This is a genomic window from Rhodococcus sp. DMU1 (assembly GCF_012272955.1).
Classification (GTDB): Bacteria; Actinomycetota; Actinomycetes; order Mycobacteriales; family Mycobacteriaceae; genus Rhodococcus; species Rhodococcus aetherivorans.
The window spans coordinates 447,792-472,262 of record NZ_CP050953.1 but is presented as its reverse complement, the minus strand read 5'-3'; the positions used below and the strand labels follow the sequence as shown (position 1 = coordinate 472,262).

21 protein-coding genes and 1 pseudogene are annotated in these 24,471 nt (G+C 65.9%); 2 read left to right on the top strand and 20 right to left on the bottom strand.

Annotated features, from left to right (window positions below):
• Nucleotides 1-43 precede the first annotated feature (43 nt).
• Together HFP48_RS32230 and HFP48_RS32225 are read left to right on the top strand one after the other, a co-directional pair.
• A pseudogene (locus HFP48_RS32230) lies at nt 44-247 on the top strand (transposase); the annotation flags it as partial.
• Nucleotides 237-593: a transposase gene (locus tag HFP48_RS32225; RefSeq protein WP_348983379.1), complete on the top strand. Its 357-nt coding sequence runs from the start codon at nt 237-239 to the stop codon at nt 591-593. The pseudogene HFP48_RS32230 and the gene HFP48_RS32225, both read left to right, overlap by 11 nt.
• 378 nt (nt 594-971) lie before the next feature.
• Here HFP48_RS32225 and HFP48_RS30140 read toward each other — a convergent pair whose 3' ends face one another.
• From HFP48_RS30140 to HFP48_RS30045, 20 genes are all read right to left on the bottom strand, one after another.
• Nucleotides 972-3,614, bottom strand: a complete 2,643-nt coding sequence (locus HFP48_RS30140; protein ID WP_282597491.1) for an ATP-binding cassette domain-containing protein — start codon at nt 3,612-3,614, stop codon at nt 972-974.
• Nucleotides 3,615-3,699: 85 nt separating this feature from the next.
• On the bottom strand, nt 3,700-4,578 hold the full coding sequence (locus tag HFP48_RS30135; RefSeq protein WP_168580972.1) for a branched-chain amino acid ABC transporter permease: 879 nt from the start codon (nt 4,576-4,578) through the stop codon (nt 3,700-3,702).
• Between the two features lie 28 nt (nt 4,579-4,606).
• Entirely contained in the window at nt 4,607-5,797 is a 1,191-nt protein-coding gene (locus HFP48_RS30130) for an ABC transporter substrate-binding protein (RefSeq protein ID WP_168580971.1), read from the bottom strand.
• Nucleotides 5,798-5,957: 160 nt separating this feature from the next.
• A complete protein-coding gene (locus tag HFP48_RS30125) occupies nt 5,958-6,716 on the bottom strand; it encodes a class II aldolase/adducin family protein (RefSeq protein WP_168581162.1) in 759 nt (252 codons plus the stop codon).
• Between the two features lie 53 nt (nt 6,717-6,769).
• Nucleotides 6,770-8,035: an amidohydrolase family protein gene (locus HFP48_RS30120; RefSeq protein ID WP_168580970.1), complete on the bottom strand. Its 1,266-nt coding sequence runs from the start codon at nt 8,033-8,035 to the stop codon at nt 6,770-6,772.
• A gap of 256 nt (nt 8,036-8,291) precedes the next feature.
• Nucleotides 8,292-8,531 (bottom strand): hypothetical protein, encoded by a 240-nt coding sequence (locus tag HFP48_RS30115; protein ID WP_168580969.1) that lies wholly within the window; start codon nt 8,529-8,531, stop codon nt 8,292-8,294.
• 42 nt (nt 8,532-8,573) lie between these two features.
• A complete protein-coding gene (locus HFP48_RS30110) occupies nt 8,574-10,367 on the bottom strand; it encodes a CoA-transferase (protein WP_168580968.1) in 1,794 nt (597 codons plus the stop codon).
• 30 nt (nt 10,368-10,397) lie between these two features.
• A complete protein-coding gene (locus HFP48_RS30105; RefSeq protein WP_246872649.1) occupies nt 10,398-11,396 on the bottom strand; it encodes a PDR/VanB family oxidoreductase in 999 nt (332 codons plus the stop codon).
• Nucleotides 11,397-11,515: 119 nt separating this feature from the next.
• Entirely contained in the window at nt 11,516-12,982 is a 1,467-nt protein-coding gene (locus HFP48_RS30100; protein ID WP_083662312.1) for an aldehyde dehydrogenase family protein, read from the bottom strand.
• Nucleotides 12,979-14,067, bottom strand: coding sequence for an alcohol dehydrogenase catalytic domain-containing protein (locus HFP48_RS30095; protein WP_168580967.1), 1,089 nt, complete (start codon nt 14,065-14,067; stop codon nt 12,979-12,981). The genes HFP48_RS30100 and HFP48_RS30095 overlap by 4 nt, the downstream gene beginning before the upstream one ends.
• Before the next feature lie 61 nt (nt 14,068-14,128).
• Nucleotides 14,129-15,301, bottom strand: coding sequence for a cytochrome P450 (locus tag HFP48_RS30090; RefSeq protein ID WP_168580966.1), 1,173 nt, complete (start codon nt 15,299-15,301; stop codon nt 14,129-14,131).
• Between the two features lie 927 nt (nt 15,302-16,228).
• The gene (locus tag HFP48_RS30085) at nt 16,229-17,020 is read right to left on the bottom strand and encodes an enoyl-CoA hydratase/isomerase family protein (protein WP_054373365.1); all 792 of its coding nucleotides are present in this window, start codon (nt 17,018-17,020) and stop codon (nt 16,229-16,231) included.
• Nucleotides 17,021-17,315: 295 nt separating this feature from the next.
• Nucleotides 17,316-18,209 (bottom strand): hypothetical protein, encoded by an 894-nt coding sequence (locus HFP48_RS30080; RefSeq protein ID WP_168580965.1) that lies wholly within the window; start codon nt 18,207-18,209, stop codon nt 17,316-17,318.
• Nucleotides 18,210-18,260: 51 nt separating this feature from the next.
• Nucleotides 18,261-19,166: a fumarylacetoacetate hydrolase family protein gene (locus HFP48_RS30075; RefSeq protein WP_168580964.1), complete on the bottom strand. Its 906-nt coding sequence runs from the start codon at nt 19,164-19,166 to the stop codon at nt 18,261-18,263.
• Between the two features lie 26 nt (nt 19,167-19,192).
• Entirely contained in the window at nt 19,193-19,894 is a 702-nt protein-coding gene (locus tag HFP48_RS30070) for a 4-carboxy-4-hydroxy-2-oxoadipate aldolase/oxaloacetate decarboxylase (RefSeq protein ID WP_168580963.1), read from the bottom strand.
• A complete protein-coding gene (locus HFP48_RS30065; RefSeq protein WP_065922151.1) occupies nt 19,894-20,601 on the bottom strand; it encodes a PIG-L deacetylase family protein in 708 nt (235 codons plus the stop codon). Before HFP48_RS30065 ends, HFP48_RS30070 begins: the two co-directional genes overlap by 1 nt.
• Nucleotides 20,602-20,642: 41 nt before the next feature.
• On the bottom strand, nt 20,643-20,993 hold the full coding sequence (gene fdxA / locus HFP48_RS30060; protein WP_065922150.1) for a ferredoxin: 351 nt from the start codon (nt 20,991-20,993) through the stop codon (nt 20,643-20,645).
• Entirely contained in the window at nt 20,990-22,654 is a 1,665-nt protein-coding gene (locus HFP48_RS30055; RefSeq protein ID WP_168580962.1) for an FAD-dependent oxidoreductase, read from the bottom strand. The genes fdxA and HFP48_RS30055 overlap by 4 nt, the downstream gene beginning before the upstream one ends.
• Nucleotides 22,651-23,085 carry a nuclear transport factor 2 family protein gene (locus tag HFP48_RS30050; RefSeq protein WP_100055324.1) on the bottom strand — a complete coding sequence of 145 codons (435 nt, stop codon included), beginning with the start codon at nt 23,083-23,085 and terminating at the stop codon, nt 22,651-22,653. The genes HFP48_RS30055 and HFP48_RS30050 overlap by 4 nt, the downstream gene beginning before the upstream one ends.
• A complete protein-coding gene (locus HFP48_RS30045) occupies nt 23,078-24,259 on the bottom strand; it encodes a Rieske 2Fe-2S domain-containing protein (RefSeq protein ID WP_210432857.1) in 1,182 nt (393 codons plus the stop codon). Before HFP48_RS30045 ends, HFP48_RS30050 begins: the two co-directional genes overlap by 8 nt.
• Nucleotides 24,260-24,471: the final 212 nt, after the last annotated feature.

The window sequence follows — 24,471 nt, the reverse complement described above, 5'->3', positions numbered from 1 at the left end:
CACACGCTGCGACCAGCACAGTTCGAAGATGCGGTGACGACGGGTGGATCCGTTCCACGTCGTCGCCCTGGCCGGCGCCAAGCTGGATCTGTGTCGCCAGCGCATCCAGCAGCACACCCGCGGACATCGGGGCCGTTCGGGGGATCCGCTCTACGGGGTTCGTCGCAGCGCCCGCACCCGGCAGGAGTTGCTCACAGGCCGGCAACGCCGCCGCCTCGAGGTGGTGTTCGCCGAGGATCGGCACCTGCCATTCGCGGTCACGTGGCGGGTCTACCAGGGATGTCAGCGACGCCTACGCCGACCACGACCGTCGGCGTGGCAAGAAGCGGTTGACCCGGGTGATCGACACGATTCGCACCGGGGTGCCGGACGGTCTCGACGAGCTCGCCCAGCTCGGGCGAACCTTGCACCGGCGCCGGGCCGATGTACTGGCCTATTTCGAGTACCGGGCCTCGAACGGGCCCACCGAGGCGATCAACGGCCGGCTCGAAGCGCTGCGCCGGCATGCCCTCGGATTCCGCAACCTGACCCATTACCGGATCCGGTCACTGCTGCACTGCGGCAACCTCTCCCACCCGATCGATGCACTCTAAATCCGGAAGAGCCGATGAACTCGGTTCGTCGACATCGTGAACCGACAACTCCAGCGCAGATCCAGCCCTGTCGGCTGCGTGCCGCCCAGTGTCTCCAACTGGGTGGCACGCAGTACGAACTGCCGGGGAATCTCCATAACGGTGAAACCGGCCCTGGCATCGCTCAGTCGACCTGCCGCGCCTCCGGATCGTGGTGGTTCATCGCCTGCGCATGGATCTGCTGCTACAGATACTGCAGAAGACGGGTAGTGACGGCCCGACCGGGCGTTCCGTCTCGACCGCAGCCCTCACCCGGTGCTGCCTACAGAGGCCGACGACGGCACACTGCCAGGTTGACAGACCCGCCCCCTTCGGAAACGACGCCCACCGGTATTGAGGTTAGAAATAGACATCCTGCAACTCGTGAATCGATCCGGCGTCTCCGTCGAGTTCGACGACAGACCCATCCCTCAGGACGTACAACCGATCACAGACACTCGAAAGCGTCTGGATATTCTGATCGACGACAAGCACACCCTCGCCGTTTTCGCGGGCCAGGGCCGACAACACCCGTAGCGCTTCGCTTGTCGCCTTGGGCGATAGCCCCAGACTGAGTTCGTCCACCATCAGAATGGAAGGTTCGGCGGCAAGTCCCCGGGCTATCGCCAGCATCTGTTGTTGACCCCCACTCAATAGCCCTGCGGGGCGATCCAACAGAGGCCTGAGCCCCGGGAACCGGTCCAAAATCTGATCTAGGTCCTCATTCGTCAATTTGTGGCCGACCGCCAAGGCGCCGACCTGCAGATTGGCCAGCGCAGAAAGCGATCCGACTACGCCCCGGCCCTCCGGTACATGGATCAACCCAGATCTGGCCGCCGCCACTGGCGACGAAGGAACCGGCGTCGAATCCATGGTGACAAGACCGTCTCCGCGCGGGATCACTCCGGACAGTGCGCGTAGTAGTGTCGTCTTTCCCGCGCCGTTCCTGCCTGTAAGGCCGACGAGTTCTCCGCGGGAGACATGCAGGGAAACATTGTCGAGAACGCGCGTGGGTCCGTACCCGACGGTCAGGTCGGTAACCACCAAGCCTTGTGACGACAGATTCAAGCTGAGCGATTCCGCCTGAGGGTTCGTCGAGGAAGATCGGGCGCCAACTGACTCAGCCCCGCGGACCGCGGTTGACTGGACTGGGTTGGAGTCCGATTCACGCTCCGGGTCCGGCAGTTCGACGGGCTTGCCGACGAAGGCTTCCAGTACCCGCTCGTCGCGTGTGACGTGGTTTGGTTCTCCGGAGGCCAAAACCTCCCCGCCGTCCAGTACCGTGACGGTATCGGCTGCTCGCCGCACGAACGCGATATGGTGGGCGACGAGTAGAATCGTGACTCTCCCACTGCTGCGTAGTTTTCGAATCGCATTCTCAACACAGTGGATCTCATGTTCACCCAGTCCGGCTGTGGGTTCGTCGAGCAACAAGACCTTCGGCTCCGACACGAACGACCTGGCCAGGTCGACCAGTTTCCTGTCAGCCAGAGAGATTTCATCGGCCCTCTTGTTCCACACGGACTCGGACACGCCGACGAGAGACAGGGCCTCCTCGCACCTGGTTCGAACATCGGCATCCGTTTTTCGGCCGGGCGTCGGGCGCAACAGATCTACCAGCAGCCAGCGACGGTGCTGATGCAAAAGACCTAGGGCAACGTTCTCCACCGCGGACAAGTCATCAACGAGCGAGGGATTCTGAAAGGTGCGTCCGACTCCCGTCGCACGGATTTCTGGTGGCGACATAGTGGTGGTTTCGAGACCGTTGATCCTGATCTCGCCACTTGTCGGTCGGAGCAGGCCGGTGACCGTGTTGATCAACGTTGTCTTACCGGCGCCGTTTGGACCGATCAGAGCATGGATCCGACCGTGGCCTACCGCAAGATCGACTCCATGAAGTACCTGCGCCCCATCAAAAGCGACACCAACGCCGGCAAGCTCGATCGCGGCGACCTCGGTCCTTGCAGTCGCGGTATCTTCCGCAGACTTCTGGCCCCGGCCCAGCGCCGTACGATCGAGATCCTCGGATGAGGGCTCGCCAGCGTCAACGCTATCGAGATCGCCGGTCATGTCCACCGCAGTGCCGGAACGCTCGGGTGCTCGCCGCGCGACAGTGCCTTCCCCCCACAAGTGAACTCCACCACTCCACTTCGACAGCGCACCCAGAATCCCTGCCGGAGCCAGCACGACAAAGACAAGGAAGGTGATGCTTGCGTATAGGGCCTGGTTCTCAGGAGCGCCGTGAAACACGGCAGGCAACACTGCGAAGAACAGCCCACCGAGCAATGGGCCCGACAAGGTTCCTTGCCCACCCACGACAACCATCGCGACCAGCGTGATGGACGCCGCCACCCCGAACGAATCTGGGGTGATCACCGTAAGCCCTTGGGAGATGACAATTCCTGCCAACGCTGCACCGAGCCCTGTAAAGACAAACGCGGTCCATTTAGCGTGCTTGACCCTGACTCCCAGCAAGGAAGCAACCTGCTCGCTCGAGCGTATCAACCGTAGCTCGTGCCCGCGCCTTCCACTGCCGAAATTTGAGGAGGTGAAGAGAACGAGCGCCAAGAAGCAGAGCGCAAGAAAATACAGCCCAGCGCCATTTCCGAGGTCGACGCCGAGAACGAGGAGCTCCGGAACCAGCAGACCAGACTGACTACCCGTAAGACTGACGAACGCACTCGACTGTAGGCCGGCCGCCACGACAAACGCCAGAAAGAACGTGGCCACTGCCGAACCGAAATGAGAAAGTTGAACCACTGCCAGCGCAACGATCCCGCACGCAACCAGGGTGACGCCCAGGCAGACAACGAGCGCCGGAAACGGAGACATCCCCGCGGTCCTCGCGACTGTCCAGGTATACGCGGCAACGGCGACCAAAGCACCATGGCCGAACGAGATCTCGCCGAGGTGCCCCTGCCACAGGTTCATCCCGACGGCCACGGTGCCCCATGCCATACCGAGTATAAGAATGTACTGCCACGAGGGGTCACGAACGATCATCCCGAGGGCTGCAAGCGATACAAGTGTCGCGGACAGGCCCCAGTACCGATAAGGGAACCTTCGCTGCTGTCGCGGTATCGAGTGCTCAAACACGATGTACGCTCCGCTCTCCGAAAACTCCCTGGGGACGAATGACCAGGACGGTGATGAGTGCCACGAAGATGACGAGGTTGGCCGCGTCGGGCCCAAAGTAGGTTGCCACTACATTGCTGACGATACCCGCGCTGACGCCGCCGATGACCGCCCCGGTCAGGCTCGTGAGCCCGAAAGCGATCGCTGCCGTAAAGGCATAGAGCAAGTAGCCCTCGAGCATGAATGTCGAGACGTAGGCGTGGTTGGCAGCCAAGAGGCTTACGATTGCGGCCAAGAAGCTGCTGATCCCCCAAGCTATCGCACACAATCGGTCGCTCCGGACGCCGAGCAACCTGACCGTTTCGCGAGATTCGGCCACCGCGCGAAGCAGCAGACCAGCGCCGGAGAATCTGAAGAAGAGACCGAAGCCACCGAGGAGAATCGCTGCCACGGCGACCGCTTCCATCAGGGAATAGTCGATGCGAACCCCAAGAATACCAAAGCTGCCGGAGGCCACAAGCTGTGGAAACTGAAACGGTTGGCCGACTCCCTTGAATCGGTCGATGAATGCGGCCAGTACGAGCGACAGAGCCAGCGTTCTGATGATCACATTCGTCTTGTCCGCCCTCGGCTTGGGACGGATGACGGCGTAGAAGGTGACCACGCCCAAGACTGTGCTGAACAACAACCCCATCACGACGGCCACGACAAGGGAGGCGCCGAACTCGACCATTACAGTCAAGGCGACGAAGACAGCTGCCGTGCCCATCATTCCCTGGGCGAAATTTACTGTCGCGGTTGTCTTGAAAAGCACAACCATCGCAAAGGACATCAGGCCGTACAGCATGCCGACAGCGACGCCGCTCAGAACCGTCTCCAAGAACAGACTCATGACACCTCCAGTGACTATCGGGTAAGCATCACTGCAGAACCGGTACGCTGACCGATTCGACTGCCTCGTACACACCGTCCTTGACAGTGACCGCCGGCAATGACGTCAGGCCCATGTGCGAATCTCGAGAGAACGTTACGGGCGGGATGAGAGGACTGGTCTGATGGTCCCGCATGGAGGCAAACGCATCGGCCAGGCTCTCGCTGCTCGGGTTGGGTCCGGCCATCTCGAGCCCCGCGACCACCGTTTGCGCGATCGCGCACCCGAACGTGGTCACTGTGTCGACCTCCGCGCCGGGGTAGTACTTTTCGACCGCTTCCAGGCACTCGGCTGCGCTCGGGTCCGCAGGTGGCTTGGTAATTGCCAGGCTGAACAGTAGACCGTGCGCACTCGGTGGGGTCCCTTGCAAGAAGGTGTTACCAGGCAGCGAGCTCGTACCCAGGATCGCCTTCTTGGGCAGCATGTCCTTACCAGCAAGGAAATTGACGATCTTGGTGGTTTCTGCGGGAGCGGACGTGAACACCACATAATCCGGTCGCGCCTCGGCGAGTTGAAGGGCTACCGGCGTCACGTCGGCGCCGAAAGGCACGATTGCCGTGCCGAGAAATGCGCCGCCACCATCGCGCACGGCTGTCTCGACCTTCGCAAAAATGGCATCGTTCTGGTCGGACACCGTGCGGACGAGGAAGACGCTGCCGGCGCCTGTCTTCTGGAAGGCGGCGGACACTACGGCATGCGCCTGGTCGGGAAAGGTGGGGACCAGCGCGAAGGCCTGCGGCACCACCGTGTTCACAAACGACGGACTCGACTTCGCCGGGAAGAGGAGAGGAACGCCCGCTTTGTCCAGAACCGGGACAATTGCATCGATCGAGCCCGAGCCCGAGCCACCGACGATCGCTATATTTTTGTCTGTGACGAGCTTTCGGACGTTCTGCACTGCGCGGGCCACATCGAGGCCGTCGTCGAGCAGGGTCAGTTCGATCTTCTTCCCGTTCACGCCCCCGGCGTCGTTGACTGCCCGGAAGATCGCCTGCTGGCCTTCACTCAGTGCCTTGCCGTACCCCCCAGCCGGCCCGCTGATTCCACTCGTCTCACCGAGTCTGATGACATCGCTTTGCGACTCGGCGTTACTGGCAGCCCCGCAGCCGGCGAGCGTGAGGGCGACCGCAGCGGCAGTGAGCCCGCAAGTAAGTCTACTGACGTGAAAGCGTGTGCGCATTACATCACCTTTCGTATTACATTCCGGAGGAATGAGAAATGTGCTTGCGTTGGGTGACCCTCTAGCGCAATGCGCAGACGGGTGGACGATTCGGCAGGCCGTAATCACCGACCGAGGCGTGGACGAATGACCTCGGGCACCGACATCGAAGTTCGGCGATCTACTCAGCCAGGTCGGGCTGCTCTCGCATGATTCGCGCAAGTATTGGCTGAAAATTGAACCAACCAGCACGCTGATCGCAGAGCGCGGCGACCTGCCGCGCAGTCCCGGCAGGAATCACGTCCGGCTTCCCGGCGGCGAGGGCGAGGAGCTGCGCCTGACAGGATCGTTCGAGGGAGATGAACCACCATGCGGCTTCGTCAACCGTTGCCCCGGCCGTAAGTATGCCGTGATTTTTGAGAATTGCAGCGCGATTCGCACCCAGACTTTCCGCGAGGGCACGACCTTCGTCGCCCTCCAGCACCACGCCATTGTACTGATCGAAAACGGAGTGCCTTTCGTAGAAGGCACACGCGTCCTGCGTGATGGGCTCCAACTTCCGGCCGAATGCGGACCACGCTTTCCCATACAACGAGTGACTGTGAGCAACGCAGACCACATCAGGTCTGGCGTCGTGCACACTGGCATGTATCGTGATTGCTGCCGGATTGACGGGACCTACACCCTCGACCAATTGTCCGGTCCCATCGATAAGGCACAGGTCCGATGCGCGAATGTGGCCGAAGGACATCCCCCACGGGTTCACCCAGAGGTGATCGGTGTGCTCGGGATCGCGGGCAGTGATATGTCCGGTGACTCCGTCGTCGAATCCGAACTTGCTGAAGACCCTGAACGCTGCGGCAAGGCGCACCTTCCTGTGATTTCGTTCTTCAGCGACAGACTGAAATGTCGGCGGATCCGGCAGGTCGAGAGTGTGCATCATTGACTACTCCTGGAAGGGAGGAAGAGTGATGTCGCTTCCGATACTCGAGATCAGAAGTGGGCGATGCTCGAGGAATCGATCAGCGCCTGAGGAGGGAGAGGATGCTGATAGAGCGCACTCGCATTCCGGAAGCAGAGCTTCTCGACCGTGTCACGAGGCAGCGACTTCATGTCCCGACGGAACAGGTCCTGCGACTCCGGCCACGAGGAGTCGGCATGCGGATAATCCGTCTCGACCATGACTCTGTCGGCGCCGATGATGTCGAGCATCCGGAACGCCGCCGGATCTTCGATGGACGTAAACCAAAAGTTGCGTCGCAGGATGTCGACCGGGTTCGGATCCGACGGGCTCCACGTCTTCGAACTGGCAGCCTGTCGGTAGGAACGAGTGAGTCGCTCAATGATCATCGGCACCCATGAGACGCCGGATTCGGAGAGTACGATCTTCAGACGCGGAAACCGCAGAGGGATCCGAGAGAAAATCCAATCGACCACTGCCTGGACGGAGTTCAACGGAAAAAGCGCAACCGTCACATCTGCAGGCGATGCCACGCTCGGTTGGCAAATCGACCCCGAGGACCCCACGTGCAGGTTGATCACGGTCTCGGTCTCTTCGCATGCACGAAAGAACGGATCCCAGTATTCGGAGTAGAGCGACGGAAGACCCAGCCCCTCGGGATTCTCCGAGAATGTCACCGATTGGAAGCCACGTTCCCTGTTGTTTCTCACCTCCGATGCCGCCACCTCCGGGTCGAGAAGCCAGGGCAATTGACACGAGATGAATCGGTCCGGATTGGCCCCGCACCATTCTTCGAGCATCCAGTCGTTGTACGCCCGAACGGAAGCCAGACCAACCTCCCGATCGCGCATCCCGCTCAACCGCTTCCCGGCAAACCCCCAGATGAATGACGGAAAGTTCAGAGAGGCATACACCCCGTTGAGATCCATATCCTTTATCCGGGAATGAACATCCCACACCCCGGGGCGGAAATCTTCGTACTTCTGAGGTGCCAGACTCCACTCCTCGATCGGCCGACCGACCGCACCACACATCGTGAGACGCATGGGAACTCGGTCACCATCGATGTGCCAATACGGTATGCCGTCCTGATCCGGAACGACCGACGGAACAAGATCGCGATACCGCGAACTCGTTCGGCTGGTGAAGATGTCCGCCGGCTCGAGAACGTGATCGTCCACCGAGATGAGGGGACACCACAGCTCCCCAGGCTGCGGATCCGGAAGAAAGGTGGGCTCCGACCGCACCAGTTCCCTACCCTGACTTTCGACATCCGGGTTGTGAATATCGAGCGCCATTCATGACTCCATTCTGTCGACATGACGTTATGCACCGAAGAAAGTCTCGGATCCCCGAGGAACGACCGGACCGCGGTCGCGCTGCACTGCGCCGTCCACCTACGTGTCGGCTCGGACCGGCATCGATGGCGCCTGGCTCGCCGGCGGGCATCGCTCGGAGCTCTACCCACCCGAGCAGAGTAGGTGTGATATCGATCGCATTTTACCCTGCCGATTGGAAGGTACACGATGTCACGAAACCGGTCAACGGAATGGATCATCGAATACGCTGTGGTTCAACTGATTCCATCAGCTTATAAGCTCGCCTAGCGACATCTGCCCGTCCGGACGCGGTCGGCGAATCGGTTGCCCGCGCGGTGCGGAGGATCTCCCGCAGCCGGCGTTGATACCGGTCCACGGTCATCCCGAACGTGACAAACACCTCGTCCGGTGGCGCGCCCCCGAACGGTGCCCAGTTCGCCGCGAACTGTACGAGTACTCGGTCCTCGCTGTTCATCCGGCCCATCCTTGCGTTTTCGATCATCGGGCGAGTCCGCGCTCATCCGATCAGGTTGCCCTCCGGGTCGATGGCCCTGAGGTATTCGAGTTCCGCGGTGCACGGCGCCGCCAGCTGCTCGACGTCCGGCGCGAGCCGCACATCCCATCCGGTCGCCGCGCGCACGCGGGCCAGCGCCTCGTCGGCCCCGGCGGCGGCCTCCTTGAACCACGCCGACAGCACGTACTTGCCGTCGCACTTACTCAGATGCCCGACGTCGGTGGCGATCACCGCGACATTCGCTCCGTGATAGCTGGTGAAATCGGCCATGCCCACGAATTTTCGAGAGTCGGCGGCGACGACGGCGACCGTCGGAACCCGCGACGCAATGTCGGTGCTCCCCCCGCCGCCGACAAGGAACTGTCCGGACGGCGTGCGATTACTGTTGGCATTCCCATCGCTGTCGAGTACCCCGGCCGACAGCACCGCGATCGTGGTGTCCGGGGTGGCCGGCAGCAGCATGCCGAGCACCTCCAGCGCGCTGCTGAGGTGACGCGCGGTGGGGAGGTTGCGGGTGTTCGAGAGCGTCGCGTCGTGCGGTCTGGGGATATACCCGAGCACCCCGCTCTCGAAGACCAGGTCGACGACATGCTCGTCGTCCAGCAGTGTCACCCGGCCCAGCGCAGCGGCGAGGTGCGACACGCCGGCGCCCGCCACCACGGTCCGGGTGCCGGACGCGCGCGCCAGGTTCGCCATGGCGCGGGCACCCGAGACGGCGAGGCGTTCGCCCAGGGTCACCGAGCCGGTCTCCGCGCGGGTCTGTTCGGCATCGAGTTCGTCGATCCGCCAGGACTCGTCGAGGTCCATCGCGATCAGGTGCTCGATGCGCTCACGACCGAGTTCGCCGAGGTAGCGTGCGCGGGTCGGCACGTCGATCCAGCGCCGGCTGAACTCCTCCGCCTCCTCGAGGGTCCGCAGGCACCCCAGGTCGGCAAGAAACCGGTAATCCTCGCCGTACCCGGCGGCGCCCTCTACCCGAATCGGGACCGGGGAAGCCGAGGGGTGCGCCCCGAACGGGACGTGCGCGACCCCGCGAACGCAGGCCGCAGGGACCCTCACGTGGCCCGCCCACCGCCGCAGATCAGCCGGCGACACGATGTGGTCGGCCGTCAGGATGACGCCCTTGCGCGCCGCATAGACGGTGTGGAGGTCTTCCGCGAACGGCGGGAACACCACGCCGTTGCCGTGCCAGTCCGCGACCGGGCAATGGATCAGCGCCACATCCGGACGCAGGGCCGGCATCACCGAGCAGTCCGACTCATCGAAGGGATTGACCATGTTGCGGACGGGCCGCGATCCGGGCACGACGGGCAGGTCCGTGCCGTCCATCGTCGTCGCGGGCACGAACGGCCATCCGAGCGCGCCGGCGAGCACCCGCTGGATCAGCGCCAGGATGGACCACTCCTCGACGACGAGCGCGCCGTCCCGGATGGCCTGCGCCAGGATCGTGTTCGGCCGCACCGCCGGATACGTGGTGGCGGCGAACGCGGTGACGAGCCGGTCCACTCCGCCGGAGGCGACGAGGAGGGCGACCTCCGCGCGCAGCGACGCGGAGATGACGGTCAGCCCGCGCAGTCGGCCCGATCTGACCTGCCGGAGCACCTCGAACAGCGACGCGTACGCGCGCGTCGAGAGCCACGGGAAATGGATCTGGTCTCCCGGCTCCACCACCTCACGCACGATCTCGTCGAGTGGCCGCACCCGGGCGGGTGCGGGCGCCGTCGCCCCTGCGTCGTACCGGAAGTCTGCCGCCGCGCCACGCGGGCGGCCGACCGCCGGAAATGTTATGGATTCCAAGATTATTCCCATCTGTAGGGGCGCGGCGAACTACAGGTCGAGGACCAGACGCGGGGACCTCGAGCGACCCACGCAGATCATCATCCGGTCACCGCATTCGCGCTCGCGGTCGGACAGCAGTAGGTCGTGGTGCTCGGGCTCGCCCTCGAGTACCCGCACCTCGCAGGCTCCGCAGAAGCCCTCCTCACAATCGGACAGGAAGTCCGGGACAGAGTCCCGGACGACGTCGAGCAGAGTTCGATCGGGCGGCACGTCCAACACCGCGCCGGTACGACGCAGTTCGACCTCGAACCCCGTGCCGGCGCTCTCGGCCGGGGGCCTCTCGCTGCACTGACTGCTCGACGCCGCACCGAAGCGCTCAACATGTAGGGCGTCCGGCGCGAATCGGGAATCGACCTGCTCCTCGGTCGCCCGGATCAGACCCTCGGGCCCACAGCAGTAGACGACGCAGTCGCCAGGGACCGCGGCGAGCGCCGCGTCCAGATCGAGCATCCCGTGCGAGTCTTGGGGGACGACGTCGACGTTCCCCCCACCGAGGCGGTCCAGTTCGCCGAGGAAGGCCATCGACGACCGGCTGCGCCCGCCGTAGACCAGTCGCCACGGCACCCCCCGTCGCCGCACCTCGCGGACCATCGCGAGCATCGGCGTGATGCCGATCCCCCCGGCCACGAACAGGTAGGAGGGGGCGTCGACCAGGGGAAAGTGGTTGCGCGGTCCGCGCACCGACATCGTCCGGCCGACCAGCGCGCTGTCGTGGATCTCCCGTGAGCCGCCACGGCCGTGCTCGTCGCGCAGCACCGCCACCGTGTAGGCAGCGCGGTCGTCGGGATCCCCGCACAGCGAGTACTGCCGCACCTTGCCCGAGGGCAGGATGAGGTCCAGGTGGGCACCGGGCGCCCACGTCGGCAGCTCGGAGCCGTTCGTATCGATCAGCCGGATCGAGACGACGCCGTCCGCCTCCCACGTCACCTGCTGCACCAACAGCTCGTACATCCGTTGCGGATCAGCGTCGAGGTCAGAGTGTGCCATGCCATGTCATCCGTTCGAATGTGTTCGTCATTCATAATCCGAAAGCCGCCAGGATCGGGTCGGTTGCGGCGGCGCCGGACCGAACGCCTCGGCGCCGCCGTGCCCGTCCGGGCGCGGGTCTATCCGAGGATCTGTCGATCGCTGATCTGCTGGGTCCAGGTGAACTCCAGCAGGCCGTCCATGCCCATCTCGCGCCCGTAGCCACTGGCCTTCACCCCGCCGAACGGCGCGCCCGGATCGAACGCTGCCATGCCGTGCTTGTTGATGAAGGTCACGCCTGCATCGATCTCGCCGGCCATGTTCCAGGCGCGGCTCGGATCCGCCGTCCAGATGCTGGAGGTCAGACCGTACGGGGTCGAGTTCACGAGCGAGATCGCCTCGCTCTCGGTTCGGAAACCGAGGATCGGCAGCGCAGGTCCGAATTGTTCCTCGGTGACGATGCGCTCCTGCGCCGCGACGCCCGTCACCAGTGTCGGCAGGTGGAAGTACCCGCCCTCCCACGACGCCGTGTCGCGCGCACGGCCAAAGGACTTCACTTGGGCACCAGAGGATTCCGCCTCCGCGAGCAGAGCGGTGAACCGCTTGAACTGTCGCTCGTTGGCGAGCGGACCCATCGTCACCTCAGGATCCAGCCCGTCACCGACCACGAACTCCTGCAGTGCCTCGCCGAGACGGGAGGTCACCTCCTCGAGCAGCGTCTCGTGCACGTACAGCCGCTTGACTGCGAAGCAGACCTGCCCGGAGGTGACGGTGAAAGCCGAAACCAGCTTCCGGATCAGCTCGTCGTCGACGACCACGTCGTCGAGCAGCACGGCAGGATCGTTGCCACCCAACTCGAACACGCCCCGGCGCAGCCGCGATCCGAGGGCCTGGGCGACCGCCCGGCCGGCCTCGGGCCCACCGGTGAACGCGATCATGTCGACGTCGGAATGCGCACTCAACGCGGCCCCCACCCGGTCGCCGGTCCCGGTGACGACGTTCACCACGCCGGCGGGCAGCGCCGCACCGATCGCCTCGATCGCCTTGAGAACCCCCAGCGAGGCGAACGGGGACGGTACGGCGACGATCGTGTTACCCGCGAGCAGAGCCGGACCGAGTTTGACGCCGAGCAGCGCGATCGGCCAGTTCCACGGGACGATCGTCCCCACGACCCCGACCGGTCGGCGCCTGACCTCGAGCCGCCCGGTGTCGTCGACGCGGCTGTCCGTCAAGATCGCGGCCAGATCGTCGAGGTTGTCGAGATAGTGCTTCCACCCCCATGGCGGGGACTGGAAGTCCATGATCGATTCCGCCAGGATCTTGCCCATCTCGCGGGTCAGGACCTCCGGGCCCGAGGGATCGATCGCCGTCAGTCGCGCACCGGCGTCGGCCACCATGGCGGCCCGCTCGACGAGCGGTAGCCGCGCCCAGTCGCGCTGCGCCGCTTTCGCGGCGGCGACGGCGAGGTCGACGTCGGCAGGTGCCCCGTCGGGGATCGACCCCGCGAGTTCCGTGACGCGGGCGGGGTTGACCACGTCGATCCGTCCGCCGGACGTCGCGTCGCGCCACCGGCCGTCGACGTACATCTGCATGTCGAGTCCGTTCACAGCAACACCACGCCCTTCGTGATCTCGTTGGCGGCCAGTTGGCCGAGGGCCTTGGGGACGTCGTCGAGCCCGTAGGTCGCGTCGATGACCGAGTCCAACGGCAGTCGGCCGTCCATGTAGAGGTCGACGAACGCGGGGATGTCGCGCTGCGGAATGATCGATCCTGCGTACGTACCCGTCAGTTGCTTCTGCATCAGGAACGCGAACAGGTCGGACGTGACGGTCACCGACGCATCCATGACACCGATGGCCACTGCGAGCCCGCCGGGCCGGATGCCCTGCAGCGCCGTCTCCAGCGTGCCCTGCGCGCCCACCGCGTCGAATCCGTAATCCGCGCCCCTGCCGTCGGTGAGGTCGCGGATGGCTACCACGGCCTCCGGTCCCGATACGGAGATCGTGTGCGAGGCGAGACCGAGTTCGCGAGCCCGCGCGAGCTTGTGCTCGGCGAGATCCACGGCGATGACAGAGGTCGCACCCATCGCCCGCGCACCCATCATCGCGGCGAGGCCGACGCCGCCGGCGCCTATCACGACGACGTTGCTGCCGGGTCGCACTTCCGCGCGGACGATCGCCGCCCCCAGGCCCGTCGACCACGCGCAGCCCAGGCCGGCGAGCTTCTCGAGCGGAGCGTCGGGTCGGATCTTCACCGCCGCCGATACCGGTACCACCGCATACTCGGCGAACGAACCCTGGCAGAAGAGGGTGTGCACGTCCTCATCGCGCGATCGCAACCTGGTGGTGCCGTCGAGCATGGTGCCGGAGAAGCCGACGGCGCGTTCGCAGAGCGCGTACTCGCCTCGCAGACACTGGTAGCACGCGTGGCATGAGGTGATGATCGAGCAGAGCACGTGGTCTCCGACCGCGAGTTGCTCGACGCCCGGTCCGACCTCGTCGACGATGCCCGCTCCCTCGTGGCCGAGGACGATCGGGCGCGGTGACGGCAGATGCCCGGCCAGGACCGAGACGTCGGTGTGGCAGATGCCCGAACTCACCAGGCGAACGCGCACCTCCCCGGCCCGGGGCCGGGGATCCGGCAGCTCCTCGATCTCGATCTGGCCGACTCTGCGGCTGACTGCGGCTCTCACATGAACCTCCTGAGCGTGGTGGGATGGATGCCGGGCGCCCGGCGACGTGCACCGGTGGGGGTCAGCGCTGCGGCGTGAAGACGATCGGCAGGGAGCGGATGATCCGCGTCTGCCCCTCCGATATCTGAACGGCGCTCGGATCCGCCAGCCGGTAGTCCGGAATGCGGGCAAGGATTTCCTCGACCATGATGCGCAGTTCGATCCGGGCCAGCGGCGCGCCCGGGCACCGGTGCACGCCCGCTCCGAATGCGAGATGCCGGTTCGGCCTTCGATCCAGGAGGATCTGGGCCGGCTCGTCGAAGGCCGCCTCGTCGTGATTGGCGGACAGCCACGACAACCACACGCGTTCACCCTCCGGGATTACCGTCCCGGCAACCTCGACCGGGCACGTGGTCGTGCGCGCGAAGCCGGGAACCGGGGTGATGTAGCGCAGGAACTCCTCGACTGCCGAGGTCAGCATCTCGGGGTGGGCCTGCAGTTGTGAGCGGAGCTCGGGGTGCCGATCGATCAGGGTGAAGATGTGGTTGGCGGCCGCTGCGGTAGTTTCGCCGCCGGCCCCGGTCAGGGAGAGGTAGATGTCGAGAACTTCCTCCTCGGTGACCGCACGGTCGTCGATGGTCGACGAAAGCAGATGGCTGGCAAGGTCTGTGGTCGGATTCTCTCGACGGGCGGCGATGTGGCGGACGTAGTAGTCGCGGATCTCCATCTGCAGTGCAAGGCCCTCCTCCGGCGAGGCGACGGAGACCAGCCCGAGAGACCAGTCACTGAACCGGGAGACGTCCTCGTCGGGGATACCCAGCAGCCAGGTGATCACCCGCGTCGTCAGCGGGAACGCCAGGTCCCGCGCCAGGTCGGCTTCACCGGCGGCGGTGAAGCGTTCGATCAGCTCGACGGCGTGCTTGCGGATTTCGCCCTCGAGCTCTGCGAACCGGCGGGCATTGAAGACAACGTTGAGAAGTGAGCGGTACTTCGAGTGTTGCGGCGGATCGGACTCCATCGGAATGAACGGTCGGGGCGCGCCGACGGACGGCAACGTGATGGTCGGCAGGGAGGAGAACCGCTCGGTGTCCCGGGTGGCCGCGTCGACCTCCTGGTAGCGGGTCAACGCCCAGAATCCGCCGTGGGTCTCGCTGTGCTGGACGGGACACCTGGCCCGCATCTCGCGGTGAATCGTGTCGGGATCATGAAGGGTGGCGACATAGCGGTTGTTGTAATCGCTGTTGCTTGTGTCCACTGCTCCCCCAAATTGGGTAGGGCCGGTAGCCGGTGAATGGTGTGCCCCGGATTCGGGCGATGGATCCGAGATTAAGGCCTTCCGATCGGAAGGTCAATGAAAAAATGTGAGCTGCCTCACCAATTCGGCGGGCGGGAACCGAGTCGACCACGGACCACCGCACCAGCGGCACGATGCCGAGCAAGACTCGAGGCGCACTCTTGCCTCCCCGCACCCGGCTTCGGCGCCGACAGCGCCCGCCGTCAGGCCTACTCTCGGCGAACCGGTGTCGGTCAGTGCGCGCCCGAGCGCCGGCGCGGTCAGGCCCACCCGACCGGCCGACAGCACCGTTGATCCGAGTGATCAGTTCGCACAGCGAGATTGCGAAGATGCCCGCCCTGGTCACCCGGTTCGGTGCCGCGCCGCAGCCGCACCCGACAGCCAGGACGCGTGGACGCGGGTGGACGGAACGGATCGTGTAGGTGCGCAGGACCGCCTGGTCCACGGGGCAACACCGCGTCCGGACGAGGCTCGGATCGAACGACTCCGGATAGCCGATGCCCCGACCGGAGGCCGGCACGACGTAGCGTCGGCCGATCCGATCGATGTGACGTCGTCGAATCCGAGGCCCACCCGCATCCTCCGGCGTCCGGTCCACTCGGCGCCGGCCACCGCCATCGTGACAATCCCGCGCACCACGTCGCACTTGTCAGCGAACCGGCCTCCCTGCTCGACGTCGGCAGCGATGTCCTCCAGCTATTCCGGCGATTCAGCCGATGCGGTTGCCCCGCACTGTTCCCGATGCCCCGCAGTCCGGCCGGAAAGACCGCGGGAGCAAGGGAGTGCACGGCCGCCGGCAGCGCCTGGATCAGCATCGAGATCGCATACCGGTCATGCACCGTACCCATTTCCGTGCGACGGGGTGTAACGACGGGAGAAGGCGGGAGATCAGTGCCAGGGTGAGTAGTCCGCCGGACGCTTGGCCAGGAAGGCGTCTCGTCCCTCGTCGACGGATTCGGCCGGCACACCCATCGCAATCATGTCCAGGCCATTGACCATCGTGTCGTAGGAGTAATTCCACCACACGTTGCTGCCCGCCTTCGCGATCTGGAGCGACTGCGGATGCAGCGCGAGCAACCGCTCGGCCCACTCGCGGGTCGTCGACTTCAGGTCGGCGTCGTCGACGACCGCGTTGACCCAACCCCATTCGAACGCCTGCTCGGCCGGGACTTTCTCGCTGAAGAAGACGATCTGCTTCGCGCGCTTCTCGCCGATCTGGAGGGGCAGGACGTTCGTCCCGCCCAGCACGGGACACGCGCCGATCATCGTGCCGGCCTGACCCAGCCGAGCACTGCGCGCCGCGATGGCGAGGTCGGCCGCGATGACCAGCTCGTTACCGCCGCCGACCGCGATCCCGTTGACCATCGCGATCACCGGCTTGCGGCAGGATCGAATGGAGGTCATCGCGCGCAGGGCATACACCCCGGTGTCGACGAGGCCCTTCTTGGTGAACTCCCGCACGTCGCCACCGGCCGAGAAGGCGCGCCCGTTGCCGGTCAGCACCACGACGCCGACATCGGGGTTCACCGAGACGCCGTCGAGCAGGTCGGCGAGACGGTGGAATTGGGCCGGTCCGAACGCGTTCAACGCCTCCGGCCGGTTGAAGGTGATCCACGCGATGCGGTTCTCGATCTCGATGAGGATGTCGTTTTCGGAGCCGTGGTATCCGTTCAGGGACATGGGTGAGTCCTTTCTGATGTGACAGTTGGTGTTCAGGCGGGCGACGCCCGCCTCGACGTATGACGGCTGGTGTGGTGCAAGGGCGTGCCCTGGTCCCGTCCCAGGTGCGTGCGACGACGACCTCGGCGAGCAGAGCGTTGAAAGTGTTCTTCGGGTACTCGGTGCGCATCTCGATGTTCGTCGGCGGCTCGACGACGATCCGGGAACAGTGCCGCACCGGCGACCGGAGCCCGACGTCTTCCTCGGCCGAGGCTGCGAGCATGGAGTCCGCCGAAGGATTACGCCGGAGTGCGGATCAGGTCGGCAGGTTCCACTGGGCAAAGCACATGCCGACCCCGTAGCCGGATCGGGTGCGGTACGCCGGCACGTAGTCGATGATGTCGGCGGGGGCCTGCGCGCAGGCGTCGGCGATGATCCAGTCGGTGATCTCCGCCGTGCCGTTGAGGCGCAGTGGCAGGCCGTGCTTGTCGTGGGCAAGTCGGAGCTCGTCGTCCCCGATGCTCCCCCACAGGCCGACGTCGTCCGAGCGCAGCACGGCCAGGACCCGAGCATCCAGCTCCTCGTCGAGCACGAGGTGGCTCAGCCCACCGGAGGCGAGCACCGCGACCCGGGTTTGCGCGGGGGCCGCCTCGATCGCCGCGCGCAGTGCCTGACCGAAGGCCACGCACCGCTCCACACTCGGTACGTTCGGCGGATTCCACACGTTGGTCACCACCGGCAGCAATGCGAGCCCGGAATCGACCAGATCGAGAAAGCGCATCGGCCAGGTCACCGCATGCCCGATACCGTACTCGTCGACCGTCTCCGAGGTGTGAGCGATGTCGAAACCATTGTGACACAAGTACTTCAGAACATCGATCCCGAGATCCCGAGCGATCGGAACGGAGATCCGAAACTGCTCGGGTCCCTCGTCGCGCCGGTTCGCCGCGCTCGCGTCGAGATGCTCGGCGAGATACATCTCGAACACGGGCGCGGACCGCGGACCGAAGTTCTCGCCCTGGTCACTGCCTACGATCAGGAGCACATCCGGCTCCACCGCGAGAACAGCCGCGCGCAGCGTCGCCGTGGCGGCGTCGAAGCGCGCCTCGTGCGCGTCCCAGAGGTCCCGCACGTCACCGACGAGGCGGTCCAGCCCCGGGCGCGCGATGTTCGGCTCCAGAGCCGGCCAGTCGGACACCGGAGTGATCAACGCGGGACTGTGAGAGGTACCGAAAACACCGACGAGATTTGCCATGAGAGTTCACACTCCAGCTTCGACGACGCGGTTGCACTGTCGGCCCAGCCCGGTGATCTCACTCTCGAGAACGGATCCGGGTACAAGCCACTGCGGCGGGGTACGGGCCAACCCGACGCCGGCCGGGGTCCCGGTACTGATGACGTCCCCGGGCTCGAGCGTCAACGTCCGGCTCAGATCCGCAATCAGGGCCGCGACATCGTGGATCATCAGCTTGGTCGTGGAACGCTGCATCTCCACGCCGTCGACCCAGCACGTGAGCTCGAGATCCTGCGGATCGGCGATCTCGTCGCTCGTCACCAAGAACGGGCCGAGCGGTGACGAGCCCTCGATGCTCTTGCCCTTCCACCACTGATTCCGGGAAAGCTGGACGTCCCGGGCGCTGACATCGTTGAACACGGCGTAACCGAAGACGTGCCCGAGCGCGTCCGCCGGCCGGATGTTGCGGCCTGCGCGCCCGATCACGACGGCCAGCTCCACCTCCCAGTCGAGCTGCGCGCTCACCGCCGGATCCCAGCTGATGTCCTCGAACGGGCCGCACACGCTGCGCACGTCCTTCGTGAAATACACGGGCGCGTCCGGCACGTCGATCTCTCCCACCGCGCGCACGGACTCCTCGATGTGCTCCCGATAGTTGGCACCGACACAGATCACGTTGCGCGCCAGTCGCCCCATCGGCGCCAGCAGCGTGAGATCACCGACGTCGCCGACGACATGCTCCGAAGACGACTCCGCACACAGCCGACGCAGCCGGTCGATCCCGGCGGAGCCGAGCTCGACCCACCCCGCCACCGTCCGCGGGAGATCGTCACCTCGGGCCTCGACGATCCAGGTCACGTCGAGGACGGAATCATCGACGCCGGCGACACCGGCATGCGCGACCTCCCCGGACAGAAACGAACACAAACGCATGAGTACCCCTCTCGGGAGAGATTGTCCTAGTGCGGGCCGGGGATCCGCGTGACGCCGAGCCGGCGCAGCTGCTCGCGCAACTCCGGCGACAACCCGGGCCACCGACCGGCCGCAATATCCTTGAGCAGCAGCGACTCCCGCTCGGCCCGGTCCCGGGCACGGGCCAAGACCTCGTCGGCCGACTCGCGGGGAACCACCACGACACCGTCGTCGTCGGCGACCACCAGGTCCCCCGGCCGCACAGTTGTCCCGCCGGCGACGACCGGGGTGTTGACCCACCCCGGGCCGCCCTTGGTGGTCCCCATCGCCGACACGGTCCTGGTCCACACCGGCAACGGCAGCCGGCGGAGCTCACAGATGTCGCGCACGCCCCCGTCCACCACCAGACCCGCGGCCCCACGGGCCACCAGGATGCTGCCGATGATCTCACCGACCATGCCGGCGGTGGACGGCGCCAGGTTCCCGACGACCAGGACATCCCCCTCCCGGCACAGGTCGAGCGCGGCCAACAACATCAGGTTGTCCCCGGGATGGTTCAGGCACGTCACCGCGGGTCCCGCGACGCGGGAGCCAGCCACAAGCGGCTTGATCGCGGGATCCATGAGCCCGCTGCGCCCCTGTGATTCGTGCACCGTCGCGACGCCGAGCTCGGCGAACTCCGCCGCGTGCGCGCCGACGCGCCGGTCCACACGGTCGACGATCGACGGGCTGACGGGCAAGTTGTCCATCAGAACAGCCCTCCCGCGGCGGGCAGGAAACGTTCGAAGGCCTCGGCGTGGGTGACCTTGCGATCGAGCAGCAGCCCGGCCATGATCGCCCGATAACGCGCCCGCTGCTCGTAGACCTCGATCATGAACTGCTGTACCTGCGAGCACTGCATCATCTCGAGCTTCTGCTCGGCGACATCGCTGATATCGATGTAGGTGTCCGGCTGGAAGTCGCAGAACTCCGGGAACTCCGGTTCGTAACCGTGGATCTGCCGAACGACGAACCGCTCCGACTCCGGCAGGCGACCGTGGGCCCGGGCCCAGATCGCGGCGTCCTCGACCACGCGGGCGGTGGCCACGTGATCCGGATTGTTGGGGTCGCGGCGACCGTGCGTGAGCACGACATCCGGACGGAGCTCGCGCAGCAGCCGCACCATCTCCAGGCGCCGCTCGTCATCGATGATCATCGGGTAGTCGCCCCAGTCGTAGGTGCGCAGTTCGACCCCCGCCACCGCCGCGGCCTTCTCCGCCTCGGCCAGCCGCATCGCCCGCACCCGCTCCGCGGACTGGTTCGGCTCCGCCCACGCCGACGCCGACTCGCCCCGCTCGCCCATCGACAGGCAGACGACGGTCACCTCCGCCCCGGCCTGGACGTACTTGAGAATCGTTCCGCCGGTCCGCCACACCCAGTCCAGCCCGTGCGCACTGACAACTGTCACCTTGGTCATGCTGTCTCTCCTTCTGGTGGTCCGCGGCTTCCGCGCCGCGGCTAGGTAAAGGAACCGGCCGGGGGCAGCTCGCGCACATAGCGGCTGTCCACTCCGACCGGCCCGGTGCTTCGCGCGCCGCCCGGCGACCCGATCGGGTTCACCCGGCCCGGCAGCACGGATTGGAAGAACTCGACGGCGTCGGCGACGAACGGTGCGAAGTCCTCGTCCTCGTCGCGATCGGAGGCGATCGCCTCCACCGGGCAGGCCGGCTCGCAGGCACCGCAGTCCACGCACTCGACGGGGTGGATGTACAGCTTGCGGGCGCCCTCGTAGATGCTGTCGACCGGACACTCCTGCAGGCAGGACCGGTCCATGACATCGATGCACGCCGCTCCGATGATGAAGGTCATCTCGACACTTCCCGCATCCGGGAGTCGGTCTCCACGGCCCGTCGGGAGGCCAGGTGCCGCCCCGCGCTGTACCCGAACGCCAACGCCGGGCCGATCGTCGCCCCGGCCGCCCAGTAACCGTCGTTCGACGGCGACGCCGCACAGTTCCCCGCGGCGTAGAGGCCCTCCACCGGGACGCCGTCACCGCCGAGCACCTGGCCGTCGGTAGTCGTACGCGGGCCGCCCTTGGTGTCGAGCGTCCCGAGTCCGATCAGCACCGCGAAGTACGGCCCTCGCCCGCGCAGCGGCGCCATCACCGGATTCGGGCCGCCACCGGCGCGCGGTTCGCCGGTGAAGAACGCCTCGATCGGTTCACTCCCGCGGCCGTGGTCGGAATCGACGCCCGCGCGCGCCAGCTCGTTGAAACGGGCAACCGTGTCGACCAGGTTCGCCCCGAAGTCGGCGCCGAGCCGGGCGCCGCCGGTCACCGCCGCGAGCGAGTGCAGCCGGTCGGCGAGATTCTCGGTCAACTCCTGCCAGCTCTCGCCCGAAACGAGGTGCGACCGCGGCTCGCCAGGCAGCGCCAACGGATAGGCGAACGGCTCCCTCGAGAACAGCTCCTCGGTCCGGCCGTCGAAGACCAGCACGAGCAGCTCCGGCGCGTCGGGCCCGAGGTGCACCTTGGCCCGGTCGCTGTAGAACTGTTTCTCGTTGACGATCCGTCGCCCGTCGAGATCCACGATCAGGGACGAGTCCCCCGGGGCGACCCACATTCCTGCGCGGGTCTCGGTCGCCCCCACCCGGGTGTGCTCGATCGCGACCTGGTCCCACCAGGCGCGGTCCATGTTGTGCAGGGGCACGCCCAGGGCCTCGAACGCCGGGAGCGCATCCCCGGTGTTCGTGCCCGCGGCGCATCCGCCCCACACCCGAGCGGGTAGGTGACGGGCTCGGCGCTCGGCGTCGTGCGTGAAGCCCCCGACGGCGAGCACGACGCCCAGTTCCGCACGGATGGTGCTGTCACGCTCGGCCTCGAGGTCGCGCACCACCGCACCGACCACCCGGCCGTCGTCGATCTCCAGTCCCACGAAGGCGTGCCGGGTGGCGACCCGGACACCGCTGCGCGCGGCGGCCGCCGCCAACTGGGCGATGAGTTCGTCGCCGCCCGCCGGGCGTCCGTGTTCGTCGGCGGGACACAGCGCCCGCCCGAACACGCCCCCTTGCTCGGGCAGGTTCATGTGGTAGTCGGGAAACCGAAGTGCCGTCTCGATCGTCGACCGCAGTGCCCCGATGCCGTCGAGGAATTCCACCGCCTCGGAGGCGATCCGGTAGTAGCCGGTGAGCAGATCGTATTCCCAGTGGGACAACCCCAGCAGCGCGTCGTCGGCGCGGTAGCGGTCGGGAGCGCTCACCCGTGCCATGTACCTGACCGCGCGGTCCTGGAGATCCTCGATGCCGTGCTCTCGCATGAGGTGGTTGTCGGGAATCCAGTAGACGCCGCCCGATTTCGCGGTGGTTCCGCCGAGCACCTCCGACTTTTCGTACAGCTGCACGGTGGCGCCTTCCTCGGCCGCGGCCAGCGCGGCTGCGAATCCCGCTGCGCCGGAGCCGAACACCACGACGTCGACCGGTGACGCCGCACCGTCGGGGCTGGAGTTTCCGTGAGGACCCGGTATGTATGTCATTTCGACCCTTCCGGTGTGTAGCCCAGCCGATTGTCCAACTCGACGACCCGGCACTCGAAGCGCCACCCTTCGGGGGTGCGGATCAGGGTGTCCGTGTACCGCCCCGTCGCCAGCAGCGTCGGCCGCTCCCGGTTTTCGTACCGCCGGAACATCACGAGATTGCAGCGCTGCTCGCCGAGGTCACCGTCGACGGTGACCTCGGGGTCGAGGGTCATGTGCAGGATCCCCCATCCCCGGGACGAGCAGAAGTCGCGGAGTTCGTCGTGCCCCGCGTAGGCGACCCCCTCGCCGGCGACCTCGAGGCGGCCGGACGGGATGAACGTCGACGCCCAACCCTGCGCGTCCGACCTGTCGAAACAGCGGTTGTAGGTTGCGGTGAGGGCGCGGATCGCCTGCCAGTCCGCGAAGCCGGCACGGCCGGGGCTAGACATACCGGGCCTCGCCGGCCGCGGCGGTACGCCAGTCGCCGGTGGTCTCGATCGTGATCGCCACGCCGGCGGTGCCGGGCCGGGCGAGCGGATCCTTCCGACCGAACACTGTCCCGTCCTCTTGGTGTGCTCGAACGGAATCCAGCATCAGACGGCGCGTCTTCACGACCGCGATGTCGCTGGTGCCCAACTTCTCCTTGGAGCGATCGACGATCGGCCCCTGGCTCTCCTGGATCGCGACATCTTCGAGAATGAGATTGGTGAAGCCGGAGAAGTGTCCGTCGGACATGAGCGAGCGGTCCTGCCCCCAGCTGCCCCTGCCCCGGACCAGCTCGGTGAAGTCGTCCGGCGCCCCCGTCAGGTCCCGGTACCAGAAATGGGTGTCGGTGTCCTCGGTGAGCGGATGGTCGTCGTTCCACCGAATGAACCACTGGCGGGAGTGTTCGTCGTCGATGGGGGTTCCGATGATGGCGACCCGATCTTCGTCGCCGGTCGGGATGTAGGCCATCCAGGGCATCACGAACTCGGTCACCCGCACATGCTGGTCGTCGCCGGAGTACCGGATCGCGGCGAAGCGGATGCCGTAACCCGTCTCGTCGGATTCGTAGCGTGGTGCGGAGTCTTCCGCCGCCTTGCCCAGGCTGCCGGTACTCTGCCCCAACCAGGCCTGGTGCAGGATCGACACGTGTGAGGAGTCCAGGGTCCCCTCCACTGCCTGCAGCCAGTTGCAGTGCGTCTCGGCGACCAGGGCACGCACGTGGTCGGCCGGTACCTTGTCGAACGGGAACCGGGGGAACGCGGGCGGGTCGTCGTGCACCCCGAGGTACACCCAGACCACGCCGCCGGCCTCCCGGGTGGGGTATTTGCCGATCGTGATCTTGTCGGCCATGTCCGCCAGTCGATCGGCGGGCTCGGACGGCACCTCGACAACGGTGCCCGACACGTCGATCTTCCAGCCGTGGTAGATGCACCGCAGTGCACAGTCCTCGTTCCGGGCCAGCGCGAGCGAGGCCCCCCGGTGCGGGCACGACTCGTCCAGGAAGCCGACCCTGCCGTCCGTGGCGCGAAAGGCCACGAAGTCCTCGCCGAAGAGTCGGACCTGCACGGGAGCGCCGTCGGCGATCAACCGCTGGGAGCGGACTGCGGGTGTCCAGTATTCGCGGAGGTACGCCCCCATCGGCGCTTCCCCGTCTACCCGGGTCAGGAGTTCATTGTCTTCATGCGACAGCATGCGGATCCTCCATCATTGTCGACGCCACGCCGTGACGGACTGGATTGACCTCTAGGCCAATAGATTTCAGGTATCGAGAGCCTCGCCTCCGAGGCACCGGCTGTTATCCTGTCGAATGGAAGGGTAACGCCGATTCTCGCTCGGGACAAGACGTAGAT